Genomic DNA, 21,889 nt, shown 5'->3' on the forward strand with positions numbered 1-21,889 from the left:
TATACCAAAAAAACTGCTATTACATAAAATGCAACAGCAGTTTCTTTCTTTGTCTCAAAAAATTCAGGCTCTTTTAGATGATTCCCGAATTAGCACTTCTGTATTTAAAAAAGTTATTTCTTTGGCTTCCTCTTCTCTACGAGATCCGATAGTATCTATCACAATATTTGCCGCAGCCTTACCCATTTTGTCTGCAGGATGCGTTATAGTCGAAATATTAGGTTCAATTATTTCTGATATAGGGTCATTATTAAAACCAATTACGGCAAAATCCTGAGGGACCTTGATTCCTCTTTTTTTTGCGGTTTGCACAGCACTGACAGCTAGAATATCTCCAGGCGCAAAGAGTCCATCCGGTTGTGTTTTTAAACCAAACAGCTTTTGACATGCTTTGACTCCGGCATCATAAGTCATTGTTTTAAGATTTATAATCCATTCTTCTTTAACTTGCAGGCCGTGATCTGTCAAGGCATCAAGATATCCCCTTTTACGTTCTTTGTAAAGATTACCAAATTCTGCTCCTGCAGTCATATGTGCAATTCTTGTGCAGCCTTGATCGATAAGATGTTTTGTTGCTTTATAACCAGCAGTATAATTATCAATTACTACTCTAAAAGTATTATACCCTTTAGGAACACGATCGACAAATACAAGTGGAATATTATTATTTGTAAATTGCTGAAAATGAGAAGTATCTTTTGTCTCCATGGCTAACGAACAAATAACGCCACTCACCCTGCTGCTATAAAGGGATTTAGCCATATTAACTTCGTCTTCATAGGAATCGTGCGACTGCATAATAATCACTGAGTAATCAGATTTTCTGGCAGTAACCTCAATTCCACTAATTAATGATGACAAAAACGGCTGTGTAATTGTAGGTATTAAAATACCAATCGTTTTGGCTTTATTGCCTCTTAATCCTGCAGCCAGAGTATTGGGAACAAACCCCATCTCCTCTGCTGTTCTTTTAACTTTTTTAATTGTTTTATCACTTATGCTATAATGATCCTTCAAAGCTCTTGAAATGGTAGATGTAGCCAGATTAAGTCGCTCTGCAATATCATAAATAGTTACAGGTCTATGTTCTTCCATTACTATATAATTAGTCGTAAATATAACTATAATTTCAAAAAAAAATGAATTGGAGCCTTGTATTATTTTTTCATTATTCAATACAAATCTATATTTAAATAGCAAATACATATAATTTATCACAAAAAATTATAGACTAAATAAAAAAGCACTCTTTTTCCTAAAAAAATATTTCATGTTTAATTTATTTTTCTTTCCTAAACGCAATCGGTTGTTTTTAGTTTTACTCAAATAAAAAACTTATTTATATCACGAGCCGTATTGGATACTGTGGAAAGCAGTGTGCAGTGGCTAGAAAATAACGAAATGAAATAAAGCTAAAGCAGAAAACCAAAATCCAAACCCAAAGGCAAAAGGCAGGGCGCAAAGCTGAAAGCCCGGAGCCCCGGCACGGCCCGGAAAGCCGATACAGCCGCTTTACAGGCAGATTACTTAAAAAAAACAGCAGCAGTTAATTTTAAAAAAAAATAAAATGAAAAATCAAGACACAGCACAGAATACGTCACAAGACAAAGCGAATTACCAAAACGAAGCCGCAGGCCCAAAAAACAGCAGCGCTGACAGCAATCCTTATGGCGCGGAGAACCTGGACCAGGAATCAGATGCCCGCTCCAAAGACATCATCGGGAAGGACATCGAAAAAGACCTTATGGAGAATCGCCCTTCAAGAGGATTTGAAACAGACATCGACAAGCCTGAAAGCACACGGGATGAAGACGAGGCCTTTGAAACAATCCAGAAAGATGATGATAATCCCGTAAACAGGGAATTCGAGATCGGGCAGCTCGGCAGTGAAGAGCTTCAGTAAGATGAACTGGCACGAGACGAGTCAGACGGCGGCCCTTCCCGCTTCCATAAGCCTTCGGAGCGGAAATTTTAAAACCGGGATTAAATGCCCTGCGCGGATGTGATCTATAAGGGCAACAGATTAAAAGCTTACATAAAAATAAGTACAAGGGATAGATTTCCAGCCCCAGGCGGGGTCCTGGCCGCTCCATTCAGGAGATGACCCTGCCAGATGCGGCAGCATCTTTAATGGCAGTCAGCAGGATTCATCGATTTACAAAAAAGCCTCAAAGTATTTTACCTTCCATTAATCAGCAAAAAAAAAAACTTTCCCCGCTCAAGCTGGGAAAGGTTAAGAATACCTGCTTTCTTTTTTAAATTTTAAAATCCAAAATAAAGACAGATAAAAAAAATAAAATTTCAAAACTTTTACAGCTTCAATCTGAAGTTCTCAAGGCAGGCAGTGAGCCCCCGATCTCCAGCTGCGGCTTAATTTATTTTATAAACGTGAATCTTTTCTATAATATCAAAACCCAGACCCTAAAGTTTTTCTCATGTTAACTATCATCGGTAAATAAGGCGGACATAATACTATAAACAATATCATTATCGGCCTTAAACGTAATATTATCCGATAAGATAAGGGCAGAAGGAAAACCGGATGTGCACGGGGAAGCTAATCTGGTATCGAGCTATTACAAACAGGACGGGGCCTGGCAGAGCAAAACACGGCCCGCACCATGATCATCAAAAAGGCCATGGAAAACATTAAGCAGATAATGCCGTTTCAAAATGAGACGGCATTATTTTTTTTTTGCAAAAGAATCGCTCTTTAAAAATTTGCATACTCTTTATTATTGCTGAACCGTTACCCCCGTTGACGCAGATTTAGAATCTGAATTTTGAAGAAAAAAAACCGCCTTATCATGCAATAAGACGGCTGTCCATAAAAACATAATCTTCCAAATAAATGTTTCTATATAATCATAAGGCCTTAATATACATACTATACCCGCTGAATTAAATTCCTCATCCGCTGTTTTTTCAAACGCTCTGCCGCATTCCAGTAAAACGGACTAAATATTGCATTAAATTACGAGCCAGACTGACTGCTCATCGGCATCTAAAAATTAAGCACTGAAAATAAAGCAGCCCTGTCCGATTTATCGACAAACGAACACTGCTGAAAAACCATATCTGCCGGCAGATAGATTACCTCTAAAATCAGCTCTGACCAAAAAAACTTAAAGACAGCCAAATTTATCCTTGTAGGTTTTCAGCTCCCTGTCTGTGATATCGAGCAGTTTTTCCAATAATCTGATTTTATCCCTGTAGAGGTATTCAGCATTTAAAAGCCCTGAACCGGTTAAAGCATGCGGCGGAATCTGCAGGGCACTTTTAAAATTAAGGGTGCTGCCAAAATTGATGATGCTTTTCAGATCCATTTCAAATATGACTGCTATTTCCTCTAATTTCTCAAAGCTGATCCTGCTGCCGTTCCTTTCCATCTTACTGTAGCCTGCCTGGGTAATGCCCAGCCTGAAGGCCATATATTCCTGAGTATAGTTTTTGAGTTCTCTTATGCTTTTTATGTTTTCATTTATTTCTCCAGACATTCTATAGGTTGTATTAAGTTAAAATCGAACTGATAAATCTAAATGCCTCAGCCTGTTTCTCCAAATCCATACACCACAGATCCGAGCATTGATTGAACAGTTCTGTCCAATCAGCAGGGCTGTATGATTTCTTCTTGTAAATTAAAGAAACGATTTTTAAAACTAAACGTTTCTTAAAAAAAACATAAAAAAAAAGCTTGTTTATAAAATAATATTGCCCGCTGTTTTATTATGTAAGTAAAATTGCCGTCCGGAAAACAGCACTGGCCAATGGCATTGCTGCAATAAGATTCAAATCAGTTCCAGGCTGGCAGGAAGGCAGAAACTGAAAAAATTTGTTTAACAAATATAAATTAACATTAAACAAAATTGTATCTTTACTACTTCTATTCCCAATTTGACCTAAAAGACCGATAAAGCGCAAAATAGTAAATTCTTTAGGCTTATATCATTTTAGATAAAAGAGTAAACCACCCGATATGAAAAAAATTCTGATCATAGGAGCCAGCACAGGGATTGGAAGGGCCCTTTTGGAGAAAAAACTAAAAAACAGCTGCGTTTTTAACATAAGCCGCACACCCCCTGACACATCGCACGGCAATCTTATCCATCATTGCGCCGATATTCTCAAAGATCCGCTGCCTGATATACAGCAGATCGATTCTATTATATACTGCCCGGGGTCGATCAGCCTTAAGCCTTTCCAGAGTCTGCATGCTGATGATTTCAGAAATGATTTTGAAATAAATGTAATGGGGGCCGTGAGAGTAATCCAGAAATATCTCCCAATCCTAAAAAAGGGAGCTGACCCGTCGATAGTGCTGTTCAGCACTGTGGCCGTAAAACTCGGCATGCCCTTTCATGCCAGCATTGCAGCATCTAAAGCAGCCGTCGAAGGACTTGTGAGATCCCTTGGGGCAGAGCTTGCCGGCCAGGTCCGCATTAATGCCGTAGCGCCGACCATTACCCAGACACCGCTTTCTGCCTCTATTTTAAGAAACGACAAAATAAAAGAGTCCATCAAAGAGCGCCATCCCATGAAAAATTACCTTCAGGCCCGTGAAGTGGCCCAAATGGCTGATTATCTGATTTCAGACAGCGCTTCTTCTATTTCAGGACAGGTTTTTGTAATGGATTACGGGCTTGTCAGCTTTAAGATATAATAAAAACTGACCATGAAGATTCTTTTGACCGGAGCTACAGGATATATAGGGAAAAGGCTTTTGCCGCTTCTTCTAAAAAACGGACATCAGGTTATCTGCTGCGTAAGGGATAAAAGCAGGTTCAATTATCCCCATACAGCCCAGGGTAATGTAAAAGTTGTCCAAGGGGATTTTCTTGATGCCCAAAGTCTAGAAAATATTCCCGAGGATATAGACGCTGCTTATTACCTGATACATTCCATGTCTGACACATCAGGGAGTTACGATAAAATGGAAAGTGTCTCTGCTTATAATTTCATAAACAGGCTCAGCCGTACGCAGGCAAAACAGATTATCTATCTCAGCGGGATCGTAAATGACAAATCCTTATCCAAACATTTGTCTTCGCGAAAAGCCGTCGAGGATATTTTAAAAAGCACTGAAATACCTTCTACAACACTAAGGGCAGGTATAATAGTAGGCTCAGGCAGCGCTTCTTTTGAAATCATACGGGATTTGGTGGACAAACTCCCTGTTATGATCACACCAAAGTGGCTTAACACCAAATGCCAGCCTATAGCAGTTTCGGATGTTTTGGAATTTTTACCCCGCTCTCTTTTAAATCCCCAGACCTACAACCAGAGCTTTGATATAGGCGGGCCGGATATTTTGACCTATAAAGAAATGCTGCTGGAGTTTGCCAGGGCCAAAAAACTCACCCGATACATTTTTACTGTTCCGGTCATGACCCCGAAACTATCCTCCTACTGGCTTTATTTTGTTACATCAACATCTTACAAATTGGCATCAGCTCTGGTCAGCAGCATGAAAATAGAAGTGGTCTGCCGTGATAATCGTATAAATACCCTGCTTCATATAAGCCCCATGACATATCGGGAAGCACTGGAGAGGACCCTGAAGAAAATACAGCAGAATGATATTGTATCGAGCTGGAAAGATTCGCTCGCCAGCAGCAGGTTTACCGGCGGCATCAGCCGGTATTTAAAGGTCCCGAAAAAGGGCTGCTATATAGACAGAAGGAAAAAAGAAATTATAGACCGCGAATATACCATTGAAAAAATCTGGTCAATAGGCGGTGGGACCGGATGGTATTACGCCAACTGGCTGTGGGATCTGCGGGGATTTATTGACAAGGTTTTCGGAGGTGTGGGCACCAGACGCGGAAGAACCCATAAAAATGAATTATTTCCAGGGGATGCTTTAGATTTCTGGCGTGTGGTGTATGCCGACAAAAAACAGGGTAAACTGGTTTTATACGCTGAGATGAAACTGCCCGGGGAAGCCTGGCTTGAATTTAAGATCATTAATAATACCTTGTATCAGGCCGCAACTTTCAGGCCTAAAGGGCTTTCAGGCAGATTGTACTGGTATGCTGTGCTGCCTTTTCACGGTTTCATTTTTAACGGGATGCTTAATAAACTAATCAAATGAAAACCCTAAACTTCCTTGAGAAGAGTTAATCTGCAATATTAATACAGAATATTTATTGGATAGTAAGATATTTCGCCGCAGTGTTTTAAGCAGTTTAGACCTGCTGGATATAAGATTGTTCCAACTGGAAAAAACTGATTCAAAACTACTTTAAAAACTTATTGATTATCAAGAGAGATTAATTTTGTATTTCTCCTCTATGGGTGAATGCTTTTTCAGCGGTTCATATTCTCCCAGCTGAAATACTTTTTCAATAAACTTAATACTCTCATCAATTGAGCAGTCCTCATTTTTTAAATGGCCTGCAAAATGGCTGGTTATTTTATTAATGATTCTCGAACTTATCTCATCAGCCTGAGCCTGATCAAAGTTAATGGATTTCTTTTTCTGAAAAGCCAGTTCCCCTGCAGCAATATCATTCAATTTTGATTTTAATGCATGTATTGCCGGGGCATATTTTCTTGTCTGCACCCAGGTATTAAATTCCAGCTTCACCTCTTCAATTATAGCTTCGGCTGCTGGAATATGCTGTTTTCTCTTTTCCAGGGTCTCATCTTTCATCTGAGAAAGGTAATCCATATGAATAAGCCTTACACCAGGGAGCTTCTCCACATCCGGGTTTACATTTCTTGGAATGGATAAATCCAAGATCAATAAGGGTTTAATTAAATTCAGAAGTTCGCTGCAGACAGTTGGATGATCTGCCCCTGTTGCCACCACCACAACATCGGACTGCTGCAGTTCGTGCTGCAGGTCATTATAATCCCTAACTATAACATTGAGTTTTCCTGCCAGTGCCTGGGCCTTGCTTTTTGTTCTGTTTATAACGGTAACATGGCCGTTCTTGGTATGCTTTATTAAATTCTCGCAGGTATTTCTTCCTATATCGCCTGTTCCAAGCAGCAGAATTTTTTTGCTGCCTATCTGCTGGACATTTTCAATGATATACCGTACGGCTGAAAAGGAAACAGATGCAGCACCTGAGGAGATTCCTGTATCTGTTTTGATTTTTTTACTGGCCTGGATCACTGCATTGGCCAAACGGTCCAAAAACGTATTGACCAGCCCATGTGATTTACTGTTGCTAAGGGAAGTTTTAATCTGGCTGATGATTTCAAAATCACCCAGTATCTGGCTGTCCAAGCCTGCCCCAACTCGAAAAAAATGATTGACCGCATCTTTATTTTTATAAATGTAGCAGGCCTGCTGAAATTCCTCGACGCTGCCTTCGGTATTTGAGCAAAGCAGTTTTATCAGTTCATATGGATGAGAAGCCGATCCATAAATTTCAGTCCTGTTGCAGGTGGAAATTACAATTAATGAATCTATACCTTCAGCTTTAGCCTGTGCCAGCAGATCAGACTGCCCTTTAGGGTCTAAACTGAATTTCCCTCTAATCAGGGCATCTGCTTTTTTATAGCTTAATCCTAAAGCATAAAAAGTGGTATTTTTGGACAGGTTCAAATTTTCCATAGGATAACTTCACTTAAAGATTCAACAATTAGGGAGATCAGTTTTATAAAATAAATTCGGAATTGCATCCTGAAGTGCTGTGAACAATCGGATCAATTGCAATGCCGGGGATCATGCTGTAATTTTTCAAATCATAATACGCCCAATACCATAAGCCTAAATTTAGAATTACAAACGGCAGCCCTTAAGCATATGCATGATTGTATTGGAATGAAACAACGCTTCAAATAAAAACGCTGCCCGCATAAAAGGCAGCGTTTTTTTGGAAGATTATTATTTTTGAACGATAGGCGTTCTTAAGGATTCCAAAACCGCTACAATATCCGTGTAGAGTTCTGTGTTTGAGGCAACACCATTTGCATTGGCTGCCGCTCCTACATAGCCTTCAAACTTTGTGTAGTCAGCATTGCTTGATTTTGTTCCCATTCGAGGATTTGTCGCAGGGTTATGGGCTGCTGCCATGCTCAGGCCCGAATAAGTATTCACTGCATTTGTCCCTCCGGTGTTGAATGAAAAGAAATCAGTCAGATTATCTGATAATTTTGCAATGTTTGTAGCTTGGGTCGTTCCGGTTTCGGCCAGAAGGGGCGCGAAATGCGCCTGAAGGTTTCCTGATGCATTGGACTGGATATCGGCAACGATAAGTCCAATAGTTGAATTTACAACTTTACGGAAGCTTAGACGCCCCTGCTCGATCATCTGACCTGAATTATCAGGATCGGCAACCATTTTGGTGCCTCCCAATCGCTCATATATCGATGCTTTTACTGGAGCCGGAGTTTCATCATCATTACTGCAGGATGTAAAAACAGCTGCTGAAAGAAATAACGCGCTTAAGGCAATTTTAGAATAATTTTTCATAACAATAATATTAAAGGGTTAATTAAAAAAATGGTTTATTTTCTGAGACAATTTATAGCTCATACTGTTTTGGTCCATGGGACAGACTTCTTTAGATGCCAGATTTTCAGGCAGTATATAAGGCCTCGCATCGTAATGCCTTTTGGCCATCAGCTGGGCATAGACCTTTTTGGAATTGGTGATCCTGTTATTGTGGAAGTAAACCACCACGTTTCTCTTAATAATGATGGAATCGGAAGTCAGTCCTTTAATAGATCTCAAATCAGCGCAGATCTGTCTGGCTTGGGCAGAATCGATATCTGCCTTAAAATCAATACGGCTTACTTGCAGATTTGGAGTGTCATAAACCGCTGGTTTGGCAGTAATGATGTGAAAAAGAAGAATTGCCAAAAATAAGAACGTAATTCCCATTGCAATCCAAAGTGCTTTTTTGATGTGCTTGTCAATTTTCATATGTAGTTTTTAAAACGGTTAGATTTAAGATTATATACGGGTATTTTTTTAGGATGGTTTTAACAAGTAAAAAGAAAATATAAGTTTAGAATTATTTTAAATAATAATCAACCCCCATGCAGTGCTTAAGATACCCTGACACAGGATTTATCACTATGACTCCGTTCATCCCAGCGGATGTTATAAGACGCCAAATCGCACTCTTTTTCTTTATGCTTTTATGAAAGTTATCTCAAAGATCTCTCATAAAGCGTAAGTCAATAAAAAGTGTTCTTATTAAAATCTGAATTATAAATTTTAACGTAAATATCCAGGAAGCACTCTTTTCAGATGAAAATAATGCCACATGCCCGGGATGAGCTCGGAATCAATGAAATTACCCAGGCTAATCCACTAATGGCCGCTTTCGCATCAGCTGTATCCTTTATCATCGGAGGCTTGCTTCCCCTGCTGATGGCTATTTTCGCTCCCATAAAAGAAATGGTATTGTATCAGTACGGTTTTTCAATACTCTTTTTGGCATTATCGATAATGCTGGCCGCTAAGGCCGGGGGATCCCATACGCTGAAAGCTGTACTGCGTATCTGCATCTGGGGAACTTTTGCCATGGCAGCCTCAGCCTTGGTCGGTTATGTTTCGGGGTGCACATGGCTTAAAAAAAAACAGTCCTGAAGCGGAGTAAAAATTAATTGAATCTTAAGCAATTAAAAAAATAAGAATCGCAGCAATGCGTTATTTCGTACATAACTAAAACAGACTGCAAAATGAAACTAATTACATTATTGCTTTTAATGATCCTGCTTCCCATCAACTGGGAACCTGATTTTAATAATGCAAAAAAAAACGGCAAAAGAAAAACATGAATAAATCCTATTGAACTTCTCCGGTTCAGACTGGTGCGGACTCTGCATTGTGACACGCAGAGATTATCTTGAAAGCCAGGTATTCTCAGAGATGGCAAATGAAAATCTGGTACTTGTTAATGCTGATTTCCCAAGGAAAAAGAAAAATATCGGAACACCACAGCAGGTTAAACGAAATGAAGATTTAGCCGAAATATACAACAAGGAAGGAAGTTCTCCTCTAACGCTTCTTTTGGATGCCGATGGAAAAGTACTTAAAACCTGGCATGGAAAACCGGAAACTACTCCTGAACAGTGGACTGCCGAAATAAAAGCGATCTGTGAGAGCCGAAAATAACATGCTTAAAAACCAAAAATATTCCGAGTCCCTAAAACTCATGGGGAACAACTTTACCATAACAGTTGTCGCCGAAAATGAAAAAACAGGAAATGAGAATATTGCGCTTGCCGTTGAAGAAATCACAAGAATTGAAAGGCTTCTGACTGCCTATATAGAAGACAGTCAGACCAATCTGATCAATGACAATGCAGAGATAGCGCCCGTTGAAGTAGATCTGGAAGTTTTTAATCTCATTGAAAGATCTATCATGATTTCCAGAATTACACAAGGTGCATTTGATATCTCTTATGGAAGTATCGACAAAAGTCTTTGGAATTTTGACAAAACAATGACCAGACTGCCCGATGTAAAAACGGCACTCAAAATGGTGCATCTTATTGATTATAAAAATATTATACTGGACAAAGAAAAGACCAATGTATTTCTCAAAGAAAAAGGAATGCGGATTGGTTTTGGAGGTGCCGGAAAAGGATATGCTGCTGAAATGGCAAAACAAATTCTTATAAAACATAATGTGCAGAGCGGCATTATTAATGCCAGCGGAGATCTTTCGACTTGGGGATTACAGCCTAATGGCAAAAAATGGACCATTGGCGTGGCGGATCCCGATGCTCCAAATGCGGCATTTTCGTACATGGAAATCTCTAATAAAGCCGTGGCAACTTCTGGAAACTACGAAAAGTTCGTGACCATTAATGTGAAAAAATATTCGCATACGATTGACCCAAAAACAGGACTGCCAATAACCGGAATAAAAAGCGTGGCCATTATCGCATCAAATGCAGAATTTGCAGATGCAATGGCTACCCCAATAGCAGTTATGGGTATTAAAACCGGCTTGTTTTTAATAGATCAGATACCGGATCTGTATTGTATTATCATCGACGACAACAATAAAATTTACACTTCTAAAAATATTAACCTGAAATGAAAAGGCCAAAGCAAAAAATTAAACTCGAAGAGGTAAATTTGGTTTCCAGTTATTATAAACAGGATGGAAACAATTCTACCGTTACAGGAGGAGTTGGTTCTGAGCATCTTACTGATATCGCTAACACTATTGATGTTAAACTGGTAAAATATGGTGAAAACGGGATCAAACATACCTTTGATATTGAAGCCGGCAATGACCATTATACTTCTGCTTCATCAGATATGATTGATTTGAGTGCGAATTCATCTGCTTCATCTTCAGACAACCGCTTCTACCCTTCATTAACTTATCTGAGAGAAAATGAGGAGAAAGGAAGAACACTTGGGATTGGCGTTTCATCATCAACTGAGTTTGATTATCAGTCTTTTGGAGAAAACATCAGCTTCTCACAAAAAACAAAGGACAGAAACGGAGAATTTACCGCTAAATTTCAAACCTTTATAGATCAGCTGAAATTAATTGAACCCGTGGAACTTCGTATACCTGGAAGCGAAGGTTATGACAGCGCTAATAGAAATACTTTTGCAGGAACTTTAAGTTATTCTCAGGTTGTAAACAAAAACCTGCAGGTAATGCTTGTAGGTGATGTTATCAGACAAAATGGGTATTTAAGTCTTCCTTTTCACAGGGTTTATTTTGCAGACGGATCTGTTCATCAGGAAAAAATGCCGGAGACAAGACTTAAAATTCCACTTGGAATCAGGGCCAGTTATTTTTCTGGGGATAATATAATTATTCCTGCATATTACAGATATTATACTGATGACTGGAGTTTAAAAGCTCATACCGCTGATCTTGAAATTCCGGTGAAGTTAACACAGGCGTTTTCAGTGAGTCCGTTTTACAGGTATTATACTCAAACGGGAACGAAGTATTTTAAACCGTATGGTGAACATACAGCAGCGGATGAATATTATACCAGCAACTATGATTTGTCTAAGTTTGACAGCAGTTTCTTTGGGATGGGAATGAAATTCACGCCTCTTAATGGCATTTTTGGGCTCAAGCATTGGAATACGTTAGAGATTCGTTATGGGCATTATGCGAGAACTACTAATATGACTTCTGATATTATCAGCATTAACATAAAATATAAATAGACGTAATCAAATACTTAAAAACACATAAACTTTTCGGCACGTTTATTGTTTTTACCGAAATATATTCAATGACTTAAAAAGTAAAATCATGAAAACTTTAAAATATTTTTTGATCGGAATTTTATTCCTTTCATTTAGCTACACTCAGGCTCAGGTATCAGTAAATGTGAATATAGGAACACCTCCTGCATGGGGACCTGCCGGTTATTCAGATGTTCGTTATTATTATCTGCCCGATCTTGAAACTTATTATGACGTAAGTACGTCAAATTATGTTTATTTAAATAACGGACAATGGGTTAGAACCAGATCACTGCCTTCAGCCTATAGAAACTATGATCTTTATAATGAATACAAAGTAGTATTGACTGATTACAGAGGAGACAGACCTTACGACAGCTTTAAATCTCACAAAGTAAAATACGGAAAAGGGTATAAAGGAAAACCTCAAAAAACAATAGGACAAAAACCCGGAAAAGGAAATAATAAAGATAAAAGCCACCATGATAATGGAAACCATAATGGAAATGGGAAAGGCAAAGGAAATGGGAAACATTAATTTAAAAGAGGCTTTGGGGAGCCTCTTTTTTTTATATCAATTTTCTAAATTATATTGCTGGACAAAGTTATATAAAATTTAAAAAAAGACTATAAGCCACGAATTGTAAAATCGACGAAAATATTTTTTATCTTTTTTTACATCAATCCCCAACAGGACATCCAAACCAAATTTTTAAAGCCAATGAAAGACAGCACCTACTTGCAGTAAGACAATCTCTTCAAATCTCCATAAAATGGTGCGAAATATGTCCTTTACGGTCACTCAGCCAAATGGCGCCAATTGAAGACAATTGGCGCCATTTTATTTGCTTATACCATTAAACATAAGTAACTTTCAGTCACAGCTTCAAAATTAAAAATCTAAAGCCATCAAAAATCAAATAGCATTGCCTTTTAAGTTTATCTCAACTCCTTCTTTCCAAACATTTAATATAGAAAGGGTGTCAGAAATAGTTGTGGCAGGGTCCCCCTTGACTAAAAGCAAATCTGCTCTCAATCCTTCTAAGATCTGCCCCCTGTCTGACAGGCTGAATCTTTTCGCAATCACTGAGGTTGCAGATCGTAAAGCTTCAATGGGAATAAGACCCGCTTCGACCAGTAACTGCATCTCATGATGAACGCTAACCCCGTGGGCAAGACCTCCCAAATGCGCCATGGGAACTGATACGTCTGTGCCCACAAGTATATCTACCCCGGCATCATGGAGATCCTTTATATTGTGGTAACTGTCTTGCATATTGCCCGAAGGAAAAGTATTAAAACAAGAACACATTGTCATTTTCCAATCTTCATTGAGTTTGTAATTCACCCTTTCGTCATGAGCCACATGGCAGGCAGATTTGCCAATGATGGAGGAGTTTAGAACCAGACAAGGGGTTACAAATATTCCCTTAAAGGCAATGGATTCAATAAGTTCAGCAGTCCACTGCGGTCTGTCGATGAAAAGATGAGCCAATCCATCTACACCTGCTTCAACGGCGGTTTTTGCGGCTTCGGCAGTTAGTGCATGCGCTATGACGATTTTACCTAATTTATGGGCTTCATCCACTGCAGCTTTCAAAACACTGGGGTTTATCATGGGTAAACCTGGCGAATTCATTACAGTTCCTTCTTCAATCATTATTTTAAAATAATCGGCACCGTTATCCATCTGCTGGCGCACAAACTCAACAGCGCCTTCTATAGTGGTGCAATCGAGTTTTTCGCCGTTTTCGTTTACCCTTTCTTCAAAGGCTGCAATAAAATCTTTTTTTTCCTGATCTGTCATCTTCTCCATTTTTTTCAGAATAAAGCTCGGAATGCCTTCTTCCTTTGGAATCAATTCATCTGGATGTCCGCCGGGGGCTGTCAAAGCCATACCCGAAGAGCGGACATCGGCAATGTCAATGCAATCCTTTATTTGCAGTTCACGGCCTTTTTTTGTCATACCGCCCTGCATTTCCAATTCTGTGGTTACGCCAAATTGTATGGCATCTCGCAGCGAATCAACCGAAGTATGAACATGTGCATCAATCAGTCCCGGCAGAAGTGTCGCTCCTTCTCCGTTAACTATTTCATCAACTCCATCGGGCAGTTCATCGCAAATTGAAGCGATCTTTCCTTTGCTGATTATTACATTTTTTTTTCCTATTACGTTTTTGCCATCAAACACAATTGCATCAACAATAGCAGTGGTTTTTGTTGTATTCATTTGTTTAATTTTAATTAATGTTACAATTAGATTTTGACAAAGTTACATGCGCAATAAGAGTTAAAATATTTACATTTGACACATTAATAGCTCTAAAAGGTCTAATTTATTATGGAATTGAATATAAAAAAGGAATTCGGTTTCCTGGCAGGTTTTGCAGATTTGATTGGTTCAGAGGTCGTTAATGGAATGCTGACAATTCCGGAAGATAAAGGAAACGGCTATTTGAGAGGGTTTAGGCTGGATAATTCAATAAGCATGATTGTAAGTAATTATGAATTTAATGATGATCTGCTCACAAAACGTTTTGGAAGCGAAAACTCACTTAAGAGAATCTTGTTTTCTTTTAATTCCATTTTTCCAGATCCTAATTCTAAAATCAAAAACTCGAAAAATGATTTGCCTTCCATACGGGTTTTTAAGGGAAAACTGAACATTGAAACTTTTTATCCAAACAAAACTAAATTCAAATCTATTTTTATTGGAATTGATTCCGATATGCTGGTCAATCTTTTAGGTTCAAATGGAAACAATGCTATTTTAAAAAAAATTACCGGCAGTGAGCAGCCTATTCTTTTTGAAGAGTCTGTCTCACCAAAGATACAGGAAGTGGCACTAGAAATCATCGAATCTGATATTCCTGATACACTGTCTGATTTTTTCTTTAAAATAAAAGCTGAAGAACTAATATGTTTAACGTTAAAAGAACTTTTCAAAAGAGAAAAACCCACTTTGCACGTTCTGAATGAAATGGATGTCCAGAAAATTTATAAAGCCAGGGATGCGATCTTAAACGAAATTCATATACCTCCCGTCATTAAAAACCTGGCATTACAAATCGGAATGAGCGAATCAAAGTTTAAAAGGCTCTTCAAGCAAATTTTTGGAAGCAGTTTATTTAGCTATTATCAAAAGTTTAGAATGAAGGAAGCCTCCCGTTTATTAAAAGAAAATAAAATGTCGGTTTCCGAAGTGGGTTATGCATTGGGATTTTCAAATTTGAGCCATTTCAGCAAAGTTTTTGAGCAGCATAACGGAATGAAACCCAAAGCTTTTCAAAAAAATAGGTAAGTTTTATTTTTTCACCGCAATACATTCTATTTCAATGCTCGCGTTTTTGGGCAGTGAAACTATTTCAATTGTGCTTCGGGCAGGAAAGTGATGGTGGAAGTAGCTTCCATAAATTTTATTAACTGCTTCATACTGCTTGATGTCTGTAATGAAAATGGTGGTTTTTACAATGTGGTCCAAATCTGAACTGTTGTTTTGCAAAACGGCTTTCAGGTTTTCGAAAATCTGAATGGTTTGTTCTTCAATTCCATTTTTCAAAGTGTTTGTTTTTGGATCAACGCCAATCTGCCCCGAAACAAACACTAAATCTGTAAAACTGGTGGAATGGCTGTATGGGCCAATTGGCTTTGGCAGATTGGAATGGTTTACTGAAACAATGGATTTGGTATTAGTGCAGGAAGCGAAAACTAATAAGGCTAAAAATACTGCTGTTCTTTTCATCTCTAATTCTCTTTTAAGAAAAACAGAAGAGGTTAATTTTCTCCAAACTAACCTCTTTCTGAATTTTTATTTTTTTACAAATTTCAATAACTCTGAGTTGAATTTATCCAATTCTTCAATGAATAAGGCGTGACCGCTTTTTTCTAAAGGCACCAATGTAGAATTTTTTAATAGAGAATGCATTTGTTCAGCCAATTCATAAGAACATATTTTGTCCAATTTTCCGTGAAGAATAAGTGTGGGGATTGTGATGCTTTTCAATTCCTCTCTCAAGTCGCTGTCTCTTAGAGTTTTTAATCCTTCAGCCATTGCATAAGGTGAAGCTTGTGCCTGAATAGTTCCCAACCATGCGCCATAACCTGGAGCAACGCTTGTTTCGTTAGCTGGGAATATCTGACCAAAGTTTTCCAGTAATTTAGGTCTGTTGGTATTGTTCAATTTGATTAATCCGTCGACGTCTTCTTTAGTCCACAAACCGTAATTGAAATCGGCCCTTTTTGTCCATATTGGCGCCGCTGCTCCGAATAAAGCCAATTTGGAAACATGAGCCGCTTTATATTTGGCAACATAATGGATCACAGTTGCACCTCCCATTGAAAAACCGCCGATTGTTGCGTTTTGAATATTCAATTTGTCAAGGACTACTTTAATGTCATCTGCAAAAACATCGTAGTTGTATTTTCCTGCTGGTTTGTCTGATAATCCAAAACCTCTCAAAGTAATTCCGATAACCCTGTATCCCTGCTGTGTAAAATAAGCATACTGATACTCGTACATTGCATCGCTCAATGGCCATCCGTGGATCAAAACGATTGGCTGACCTTCGCCAAGATCCGTAACGTGAAGCTTTACATTTTTTTCAACTTCTATATACTCTTCCCTTCCATAAGATGCTGGAATTCTCTTTGTTTGTGCAAACGAAACACTGCTAAATAAGACTGCTGTAAATAAACCGATTGATAAAATTAAATTTTTCATGTTTTCTAAATTTTAAATTGTTATTTTTTAAATAATTTGGTTGTTGTTATTTGATGTTGCAAAGTTGGGATAAAGCGCAGGAAGGGACAATGGATCGTTTTCTCTTTGAACTGCACTTTTTTCCCTTTCTTGGATTTATGACTGGATAAATTCCAAAATGTCTCTATTGATCGTCTCCGCTTCAGTAGTCGGCATACCGTGTGAGAATCCAGGATAAATAATCAGTTTTCCTTTTTTCAAAAGTTCGGCCGCTTTTACAGCAGTTGTTTCATAAGGTACGATCTGGTCGTCATCACCATGCTGAACCAATACAGGAACATCAATACTTTTAAGATCTTCAGTAAAGTCAGTTTCAGAGAAAACTTCGATACAATCGTATTGCGCTTTAATGCCGCCCATCATTCCCTGTCTCCACCAGTTGTCTTGGATTCCTTTTTTTACATTGGCGCCTTCACGATTGTAGCCATAAAAAGGAACAGTCAGGTCTTGGTAAAATTGCTGTCTGTTATGTAAAGTATTGTATCGGATATCATCAAACACAGCCAATGGCACACCATTTGGGTTTCTATCGTCTGCAATCATATACGGAGTAATTGCACTGATCAGAACCACTTTTGATACACGGTCTTTTCCGTACTGGGCTGCGTAGCGCAAGGCTTCTCCGCCACCTGTTGAATGCCCAATGTGAATTGTATTATGAAGGTCTAAAAACTCAGTCAATTCAGCTACATCCTGTGCGTACGTGTCCATGTCGTTTCCTTTATATGTTTGAGTGGATCTTCCATGGCCTCTTCTGTCGTGGGCGATAACTCTGTATCCCTGGTTTAGGAAAAACATCATTTGAGCATCCCAGTCGTCAGATGACAACGGCCATCCGTGGTGAAAGAAAATTGGCTGTCCTGCTCCTAAATCTTTGAAATAAATTTCTGTTCCGTCTTTTACTGTAAATTTGTTCATCTTGTTTATATTTTAATGTTACTGTTATTTTGATAAGGCAAAGTTGAGATTAATCTGGGCGTCTATCAATGGATGGCTTTCTCTTTGAACTGCACTTTTTTCCCTTGCTTTAAATTTTTATTTTTTTTGAAGAATGCCATTTGTCTTTTAAGTCCACTGTCTGTTTCAATCAGATGTGAAGAATAACCGCAAGCAAGACTTTCAAATTCTACTGGGATTATTTATTTTTCATTACAAGAAGAGCCTTGTCTTTCTCCACAATGTAAGTAGCAAGCTCCGAAGCTTTAACATGACCTATATTTCTTGCTGAATGATTCTTTCCTGCGGGGACAAAAAGTACGTCACCAGCTTTAAGAATAATGGGTTTTTCTCCTTCAATCTGATATTCAAATGTGCCTTCCAGCACATAAATCAGTTCCTCACCCGGATGGTTATGCATCCCAAAAGCGGAATGTGCTTCGAAGTCTATCCGAGCCTGAATAGTTTCATATCCCAAAACCGAAATATCATGTCTTTGCAGATTGGTGCGGCTAATTCCTGACTGCTGTGCAAAAGCGGTTTCTGGAGTTAAAAATGCAGTCAGGCCTGCGAAAGCAACAGCTCCTCATAAAAATTTTTTGTGCGTTTTCATCTGTTTATTTTTTAATGTTAATTAATTTCTTTGTTATTATTTTTTTAAATGTGCTCTTAATATCCAAGCTGTTTTTTCGTGTTCCTGCATCAATCCAGTGATGAAATCGCTAGTTCCTAAATCCTCATAATCATTGTCAAAAAGATTGATGTCTGCTCTTAAATGGGTGATTATAGTTTCGTGTGCAGAAAGGAGTTCGCTTATTAAACTCTGGCTGTCATTTTCAGTCGGAACGTTTTCAGTCAGACGACTCAGTTCCAAAAATGCTTTTAAAGTTGCAGGCACCAAATGACCCAAAGTGCGGATACGTTCTGCAACAGTATCAATTGTTTCAGCTATTTGATTTGCCTGCTCATCAAATAGTTTGTGCTTGTCATAGAAATCATTTCCTTCGATGTTCCAATGTGCTTGTTTCGTTTTCGTGTGGAGTACAGATTCGTCGGCAAGTATTTTTGATAATTCCAAAGCCGCATTTTGGCGGTTGTTTTCCGATATTCCAATATTGGTTTTCATAATTAATTAGTGTTTTTTATTTGATGATGCAAAGGTTCTCCAAAACCCGAGACGCATCAATGGACGCATTTCTCTTTGGACTGCACTTTTTTCCTTTATTGTAAAGAATGTCCATTGCAATGTTTTTCAACCATTTTCATGATTGCTATAGCGTTTGGCAAACCTATAAGTTTAATAAGGGGCAAAATATCTTTATTAGGTAAATTAATATTTCTAAAAGGTCAGACTTCCCTATAAAGATTTGCTTAATTAAACAGCGCTTATCGTTTACTGCTGCGAAGATTATCACAAGTTCCGGAAATATAATGGGCACATTTTTCTTTTGGATACGCTTTCCTTTTATTTGATAAAATCGCCTGCTGGCGCCTTTTTAATGATTTGCATAAAAAAAGCACGGCTTGAATGCCGTGCTTTGTATAGTTAAAACTGTTTTCTAAATGAAATTGGGGACAGTCCCGTGTTTTTTGTAAAAAAACGAATGAAATAAGCATCGTCTTCATAATTCAGGCTATAGGCAATTTCTTTAACCGTCATCTGTGTATGTGCCAAGAGCCTTTTGCCTTCAAGAACGATTCTTTCTTTAATAATATCGTTGGGAGTCCTCTTGCTGACAAGTCCGATTTTCTTGCTGAGATTCTTGGGAGTCACAAATAGCAGATCGGCATAATCCGCAACCGTATGCAGAGTCCTGTAATGCTGTTCGACTAGTTTGCTGAATTTCCGTAAAAACTGCACATCAGCCTGCTGGCTTTCTTCAGCTAATCGGTGCTGGTGTTTCCAGATACGGGTCGATTTCAGTATGATGAGCTTTAACAGTATACGAAGCATTTCCTCAGTGTTTGCATCCTCATTTTTCATTTCAAATTGAATTTCCCTGATTATTTTCTGAATATCCTCAGATTGATTTTCGTTCAAAGCAATGAATGGAATTTCAAATACATTATTATACAAAATTCCGTCGCAGGCTACTTCCTGATCGTGAATTTCTATGCAGTAGAAATCCCTATTGAAATGCAATAATTGGCCGTCTTTAGTTTCGCAAGGCTTTATCACCACTTTGGGATTAATAAACAGCAAGGAATCAGATTTCATCTCGATCTCCTGGAAATCAACTTGTATAATGGCATTTTTTGGCAAAAATAAAATTTTGATATGCTCTTCCACAGAATTAAATCGGCCGTCTTCAAAGGATTGTTTTGTGAATTGTAAATTGCCGAACTGTTTATACGAGAATTTTTTTAACATGTTTTAATTTTAACTATCAATTGTTTAACCTTTCTATACTTATGGATAACGCTGCTATCCGGCATATTTTATTATTGCTTAGCAGTATAATAAATAAGTAAAAGTATTGAAATTCCTATCCAAAAAAGCAAGCCAGCCAGATAAAATTTCACATAGTGCCCACTTACTTAATATTTGATATTCAATATAAAAATACAATAGACTTTCATCGCAATTGCCGCATAACTGATTCAGAGTTTGGTCCATTCTTTTTGCGATAGCTTAAATATTAGGATAATTTTCATTCTATATAAACTTATTATCGTAATATTGCAATATAAATATAAAGCAATGGGAGCAACAAAAACAGATCATTTTACCGAAAGCCAGAACGAGCTGGCTATTTTAGCAAAAGCGTTAGGGCATCCTGCCCGTATTGCTATTATGGAATATCTATTAAAAGTGGATGCCTGCATCTGCGGGGATATTGTAAATGAACTTCCACTTTCGCAGCCTACAGTTTCTCAGCATTTGAAAGAATTGAAAAATGCAGGGCTAATCAAAGGGAGCATCGAGGGGAATTCTATTTGCTACTGTATCAATGAACCTGGGCTTGAGAAGATAAAAGTTTTTTTTGAGCATATATCGGATCATTTGGCAAAAAAGCGAAACGAATGCTGTTAACTGTAAAAATATGGAAATAAGAAAACTTTCACCTCAAGACTGGGATCAGGTAAAATTAATCTATCAAAAAGGAATAGACACCGGCAATGCCACTTTCCAGAACAGCGCACCTTCATGGGAAGAATGGGACAATTTACATCTGGAATCCTGCAGAATTATATTACAGGATGATAATATTATAATCGGCTGGGCAGCTCTCTCTCCTGTTTCTTCCCGCTGTGTTTATGCAGGGGTTGCGGAAGTGAGCGTATATGTAGATTCTTCCCATTCAGGAAAAGGAATCGGGCTTACCCTTTTAAATGAGCTTGTCAGACAGAGTGAAGAAGAAGAAGGAATCTGGACACTTCAGGCAGGAATATTTCCTGAGAATAAGGCGAGTCTTCGCATTCATCAAAAAGCAGGTTTCAGGATACTTGGAATAAGGGAGAAAATCGGAAAACAAAACGGTATCTGGAGAAATACCGCGTTTCTTGAAAGAAGAAGTTCCGTTATTATTTAATAAAAAAATATAGTATAACTAAATATAAAAAATTATGAAACTTTCAGAAATTAAAGAAGTGCTTAAAACAGTGGAAGCTGTAAATTTTCAGCTGCCGGACGGCACATTTGTACCGGAATATTTTCATGTAACGGAAGTAGGCTTGGTTACCAAAAACTTCATCGACTGCGGCGGTACGGTAAGAAAGGAAACTGTTGTGAATTTCCAGCTTTGGGATGCCAATGACTATGAGCACAGGCTGAAACCTCAGAAACTGATCCACATCATTGAGCTCTCAGAAAAAGTATTGGGAATTGAAGATCATGAAATTGAAGTGGAGTACCAGAACACTACGATCGGTAAATACGATTTAGATTTTAACGGGCTGAACTTCATTTTGCTTAATAAACAGACAGCATGTCTTGCTCAGAAACAGTGCGGTATTCCATCTGATAAGCCTAAAGTGAAATTATCCCAGTTAAATAATGATAATGCCAATTCATGCACTCCTGGCGGCGGATGCTGCTAACTTTTAAATAGATAACT

General features: G+C 38.2%; 24 protein-coding genes. 12 read left to right on the top strand and 12 right to left on the bottom strand.

Features of this window, described 5'->3' with window-relative positions; translation table 11 throughout:
* Positions 1-63: 63 nt before the first annotated feature.
* The gene (locus tag Q9Q97_RS11755; protein ID WP_306157449.1) at positions 64-1,095 is read right to left on the bottom strand and encodes a LacI family DNA-binding transcriptional regulator; all 1,032 of its coding nucleotides are present in this window, start codon (positions 1,093-1,095) and stop codon (positions 64-66) included.
* Between the two features lie 472 nt (positions 1,096-1,567).
* Here Q9Q97_RS11755 and Q9Q97_RS11760 point away from each other — a divergent pair, with 472 nt between their 5' ends.
* Entirely contained in the window at positions 1,568-1,903 is a 336-nt protein-coding gene (locus tag Q9Q97_RS11760; protein ID WP_306157192.1) for a hypothetical protein, read from the top strand.
* A gap of 1,222 nt (positions 1,904-3,125) precedes the next feature.
* Here Q9Q97_RS11760 and Q9Q97_RS11765 read toward each other — a convergent pair.
* Positions 3,126-3,497, bottom strand: a complete 372-nt coding sequence (locus Q9Q97_RS11765; RefSeq protein ID WP_306157194.1) for a helix-turn-helix domain-containing protein — start codon at positions 3,495-3,497, stop codon at positions 3,126-3,128.
* A gap of 479 nt (positions 3,498-3,976) precedes the next feature.
* Here Q9Q97_RS11765 and Q9Q97_RS11770 point away from each other — a divergent pair, with 479 nt between their 5' ends.
* The gene (locus Q9Q97_RS11770) at positions 3,977-4,660 is read left to right on the top strand and encodes an SDR family NAD(P)-dependent oxidoreductase (protein ID WP_306157196.1); all 684 of its coding nucleotides are present in this window, start codon (positions 3,977-3,979) and stop codon (positions 4,658-4,660) included.
* Between the two features lie 12 nt (positions 4,661-4,672).
* Positions 4,673-6,091, top strand: coding sequence for an SDR family oxidoreductase (locus Q9Q97_RS11775; protein WP_306157198.1), 1,419 nt, complete (start codon positions 4,673-4,675; stop codon positions 6,089-6,091).
* Positions 6,092-6,259: 168 nt separating this feature from the next.
* Here Q9Q97_RS11775 and hemA read toward each other — a convergent pair whose 3' ends face one another.
* The 3 genes from hemA to Q9Q97_RS11790 all read right to left on the bottom strand — a co-directional run bounded on the left by hemA (position 6,260) and on the right by Q9Q97_RS11790 (position 8,878).
* Positions 6,260-7,564 carry a glutamyl-tRNA reductase gene (hemA, locus tag Q9Q97_RS11780; RefSeq protein ID WP_306157200.1) on the bottom strand — a complete coding sequence of 435 codons (1,305 nt, stop codon included), beginning with the start codon at positions 7,562-7,564 and terminating at the stop codon, positions 6,260-6,262.
* Positions 7,565-7,837: 273 nt separating this feature from the next.
* Positions 7,838-8,425 (bottom strand): hypothetical protein, encoded by a 588-nt coding sequence (locus Q9Q97_RS11785; RefSeq protein WP_125721081.1) that lies wholly within the window; start codon positions 8,423-8,425, stop codon positions 7,838-7,840.
* A gap of 18 nt (positions 8,426-8,443) precedes the next feature.
* Positions 8,444-8,878: a hypothetical protein gene (locus Q9Q97_RS11790; protein ID WP_125721083.1), complete on the bottom strand. Its 435-nt coding sequence runs from the start codon at positions 8,876-8,878 to the stop codon at positions 8,444-8,446.
* A 330-nt stretch (positions 8,879-9,208) separates the two neighbouring features.
* Here Q9Q97_RS11790 and Q9Q97_RS11795 point away from each other — a divergent pair, with 330 nt between their 5' ends.
* The 5 genes from Q9Q97_RS11795 to Q9Q97_RS11815 all read left to right on the top strand — a co-directional run bounded on the left by Q9Q97_RS11795 (position 9,209) and on the right by Q9Q97_RS11815 (position 12,674).
* Positions 9,209-9,550, top strand: coding sequence for a VIT1/CCC1 transporter family protein (locus tag Q9Q97_RS11795; protein ID WP_306157203.1), 342 nt, complete (start codon positions 9,209-9,211; stop codon positions 9,548-9,550).
* Between the two features lie 240 nt (positions 9,551-9,790).
* On the top strand, positions 9,791-10,078 hold the full coding sequence (locus Q9Q97_RS11800; protein ID WP_235830940.1) for a hypothetical protein: 288 nt from the start codon (positions 9,791-9,793) through the stop codon (positions 10,076-10,078).
* Positions 10,079-10,118: 40 nt separating this feature from the next.
* Positions 10,119-11,012, top strand: coding sequence for an FAD:protein FMN transferase (locus Q9Q97_RS11805; protein WP_371878213.1), 894 nt, complete (start codon positions 10,119-10,121; stop codon positions 11,010-11,012).
* Positions 11,009-12,115 (top strand): DUF3570 domain-containing protein, encoded by a 1,107-nt coding sequence (locus tag Q9Q97_RS11810; RefSeq protein ID WP_306157208.1) that lies wholly within the window; start codon positions 11,009-11,011, stop codon positions 12,113-12,115. Before Q9Q97_RS11805 ends, Q9Q97_RS11810 begins: the two co-directional genes overlap by 4 nt.
* Positions 12,116-12,203: 88 nt before the next feature.
* Entirely contained in the window at positions 12,204-12,674 is a 471-nt protein-coding gene (locus Q9Q97_RS11815; protein ID WP_306157210.1) for a hypothetical protein, read from the top strand.
* 378 nt (positions 12,675-13,052) lie between these two features.
* Here the strand turns inward: Q9Q97_RS11815 and Q9Q97_RS11820 are convergent, their stop codons facing one another.
* Positions 13,053-14,366, bottom strand: a complete 1,314-nt coding sequence (locus tag Q9Q97_RS11820; protein ID WP_306157212.1) for an amidohydrolase family protein — start codon at positions 14,364-14,366, stop codon at positions 13,053-13,055.
* Positions 14,367-14,477: 111 nt separating this feature from the next.
* Here Q9Q97_RS11820 and Q9Q97_RS11825 point away from each other — a divergent pair, with 111 nt between their 5' ends.
* The gene (locus Q9Q97_RS11825; protein ID WP_306157215.1) at positions 14,478-15,437 is read left to right on the top strand and encodes an AraC family transcriptional regulator; all 960 of its coding nucleotides are present in this window, start codon (positions 14,478-14,480) and stop codon (positions 15,435-15,437) included.
* Between the two features lie 3 nt (positions 15,438-15,440).
* On the opposite strand, the gene Q9Q97_RS11830 is transcribed toward Q9Q97_RS11825, so the two are convergent.
* From Q9Q97_RS11830 to Q9Q97_RS11855, 6 genes are all read right to left on the bottom strand, one after another.
* Complete coding sequence (locus Q9Q97_RS11830; protein ID WP_125721095.1) at positions 15,441-15,878, bottom strand: Rid family detoxifying hydrolase; 438 nt, start codon at positions 15,876-15,878, stop codon at positions 15,441-15,443.
* Positions 15,879-15,944: 66 nt separating this feature from the next.
* A complete protein-coding gene (locus tag Q9Q97_RS11835) occupies positions 15,945-16,856 on the bottom strand; it encodes an alpha/beta fold hydrolase (RefSeq protein ID WP_125721097.1) in 912 nt (303 codons plus the stop codon).
* Positions 16,857-16,991: 135 nt separating this feature from the next.
* Complete coding sequence (locus Q9Q97_RS11840) at positions 16,992-17,813, bottom strand: alpha/beta fold hydrolase (RefSeq protein ID WP_306157220.1); 822 nt, start codon at positions 17,811-17,813, stop codon at positions 16,992-16,994.
* A gap of 217 nt (positions 17,814-18,030) precedes the next feature.
* Complete coding sequence (locus Q9Q97_RS11845; protein ID WP_125721101.1) at positions 18,031-18,396, bottom strand: cupin domain-containing protein; 366 nt, start codon at positions 18,394-18,396, stop codon at positions 18,031-18,033.
* Positions 18,397-18,480: 84 nt separating this feature from the next.
* Positions 18,481-18,957 (bottom strand): Dps family protein, encoded by a 477-nt coding sequence (locus Q9Q97_RS11850; protein WP_306157221.1) that lies wholly within the window; start codon positions 18,955-18,957, stop codon positions 18,481-18,483.
* Between the two features lie 420 nt (positions 18,958-19,377).
* A complete protein-coding gene (locus tag Q9Q97_RS11855; RefSeq protein WP_306157223.1) occupies positions 19,378-20,202 on the bottom strand; it encodes a helix-turn-helix domain-containing protein in 825 nt (274 codons plus the stop codon).
* A gap of 330 nt (positions 20,203-20,532) precedes the next feature.
* On the opposite strand from Q9Q97_RS11855, the gene Q9Q97_RS11860 reads away from it, so the two are divergent.
* From Q9Q97_RS11860 to Q9Q97_RS11870, 3 genes are read left to right on the top strand one after another with little or no spacing between them, the layout of a single operon-like run.
* Entirely contained in the window at positions 20,533-20,865 is a 333-nt protein-coding gene (locus tag Q9Q97_RS11860) for a helix-turn-helix transcriptional regulator (protein WP_306157225.1), read from the top strand.
* 10 nt (positions 20,866-20,875) lie between these two features.
* Positions 20,876-21,364 carry a GNAT family N-acetyltransferase gene (locus tag Q9Q97_RS11865; RefSeq protein WP_306157227.1) on the top strand — a complete coding sequence of 163 codons (489 nt, stop codon included), beginning with the start codon at positions 20,876-20,878 and terminating at the stop codon, positions 21,362-21,364.
* Between the two features lie 34 nt (positions 21,365-21,398).
* Positions 21,399-21,872 carry a DUF6428 family protein gene (locus Q9Q97_RS11870; protein ID WP_306157229.1) on the top strand — a complete coding sequence of 158 codons (474 nt, stop codon included), beginning with the start codon at positions 21,399-21,401 and terminating at the stop codon, positions 21,870-21,872.
* Positions 21,873-21,889 lie beyond the last annotated feature (17 nt).

Origin of the sequence: Flavobacterium sp. DG2-3 (genome assembly GCF_030730925.1) — a bacterium.
Classification (GTDB): Bacteria; Bacteroidota; Bacteroidia; order Flavobacteriales; family Flavobacteriaceae; genus Flavobacterium.

What these genes read in the sequence shown, in the direction of transcription:
- Q9Q97_RS11755 (WP_306157449.1), bottom strand. Translation starts at nt 1,095, where the DNA reads ATGGAAGAACATAGACCTGTAACTATTTATGATATTGCAGAGCGACTT.
- Q9Q97_RS11760 (WP_306157192.1), top strand. Translation starts at nt 1,568, where the DNA reads ATGAAAAATCAAGACACAGCACAGAATACGTCACAAGACAAAGCGAAT.
- Q9Q97_RS11765 (WP_306157194.1), bottom strand. Translation starts at nt 3,497, where the DNA reads ATGTCTGGAGAAATAAATGAAAACATAAAAAGCATAAGAGAACTCAAA.
- Q9Q97_RS11770 (WP_306157196.1), top strand. Translation starts at nt 3,977, where the DNA reads ATGAAAAAAATTCTGATCATAGGAGCCAGCACAGGGATTGGAAGGGCC.
- Q9Q97_RS11775 (WP_306157198.1), top strand. Translation starts at nt 4,673, where the DNA reads ATGAAGATTCTTTTGACCGGAGCTACAGGATATATAGGGAAAAGGCTT.
- hemA (WP_306157200.1), bottom strand. Translation starts at nt 7,564, where the DNA reads ATGGAAAATTTGAACCTGTCCAAAAATACCACTTTTTATGCTTTAGGA.
- Q9Q97_RS11785 (WP_125721081.1), bottom strand. Translation starts at nt 8,425, where the DNA reads ATGAAAAATTATTCTAAAATTGCCTTAAGCGCGTTATTTCTTTCAGCA.
- Q9Q97_RS11790 (WP_125721083.1), bottom strand. Translation starts at nt 8,878, where the DNA reads ATGAAAATTGACAAGCACATCAAAAAAGCACTTTGGATTGCAATGGGA.
- Q9Q97_RS11795 (WP_306157203.1), top strand. Translation starts at nt 9,209, where the DNA reads ATGAAAATAATGCCACATGCCCGGGATGAGCTCGGAATCAATGAAATT.
- Q9Q97_RS11805 (WP_371878213.1), top strand. Translation starts at nt 10,119, where the DNA reads ATGGGGAACAACTTTACCATAACAGTTGTCGCCGAAAATGAAAAAACA.
- Q9Q97_RS11810 (WP_306157208.1), top strand. Translation starts at nt 11,009, where the DNA reads ATGAAAAGGCCAAAGCAAAAAATTAAACTCGAAGAGGTAAATTTGGTT.
- Q9Q97_RS11815 (WP_306157210.1), top strand. Translation starts at nt 12,204, where the DNA reads ATGAAAACTTTAAAATATTTTTTGATCGGAATTTTATTCCTTTCATTT.
- Q9Q97_RS11820 (WP_306157212.1), bottom strand. Translation starts at nt 14,366, where the DNA reads ATGAATACAACAAAAACCACTGCTATTGTTGATGCAATTGTGTTTGAT.
- Q9Q97_RS11825 (WP_306157215.1), top strand. Translation starts at nt 14,478, where the DNA reads ATGGAATTGAATATAAAAAAGGAATTCGGTTTCCTGGCAGGTTTTGCA.
- Q9Q97_RS11830 (WP_125721095.1), bottom strand. Translation starts at nt 15,878, where the DNA reads ATGAAAAGAACAGCAGTATTTTTAGCCTTATTAGTTTTCGCTTCCTGC.
- Q9Q97_RS11835 (WP_125721097.1), bottom strand. Translation starts at nt 16,856, where the DNA reads ATGAAAAATTTAATTTTATCAATCGGTTTATTTACAGCAGTCTTATTT.
- Q9Q97_RS11840 (WP_306157220.1), bottom strand. Translation starts at nt 17,813, where the DNA reads ATGAACAAATTTACAGTAAAAGACGGAACAGAAATTTATTTCAAAGAT.
- Q9Q97_RS11850 (WP_306157221.1), bottom strand. Translation starts at nt 18,957, where the DNA reads ATGAAAACCAATATTGGAATATCGGAAAACAACCGCCAAAATGCGGCT.
- Q9Q97_RS11855 (WP_306157223.1), bottom strand. Translation starts at nt 20,202, where the DNA reads ATGTTAAAAAAATTCTCGTATAAACAGTTCGGCAATTTACAATTCACA.
- Q9Q97_RS11860 (WP_306157225.1), top strand. Translation starts at nt 20,533, where the DNA reads ATGGGAGCAACAAAAACAGATCATTTTACCGAAAGCCAGAACGAGCTG.
- Q9Q97_RS11865 (WP_306157227.1), top strand. Translation starts at nt 20,876, where the DNA reads ATGGAAATAAGAAAACTTTCACCTCAAGACTGGGATCAGGTAAAATTA.
- Q9Q97_RS11870 (WP_306157229.1), top strand. Translation starts at nt 21,399, where the DNA reads ATGAAACTTTCAGAAATTAAAGAAGTGCTTAAAACAGTGGAAGCTGTA.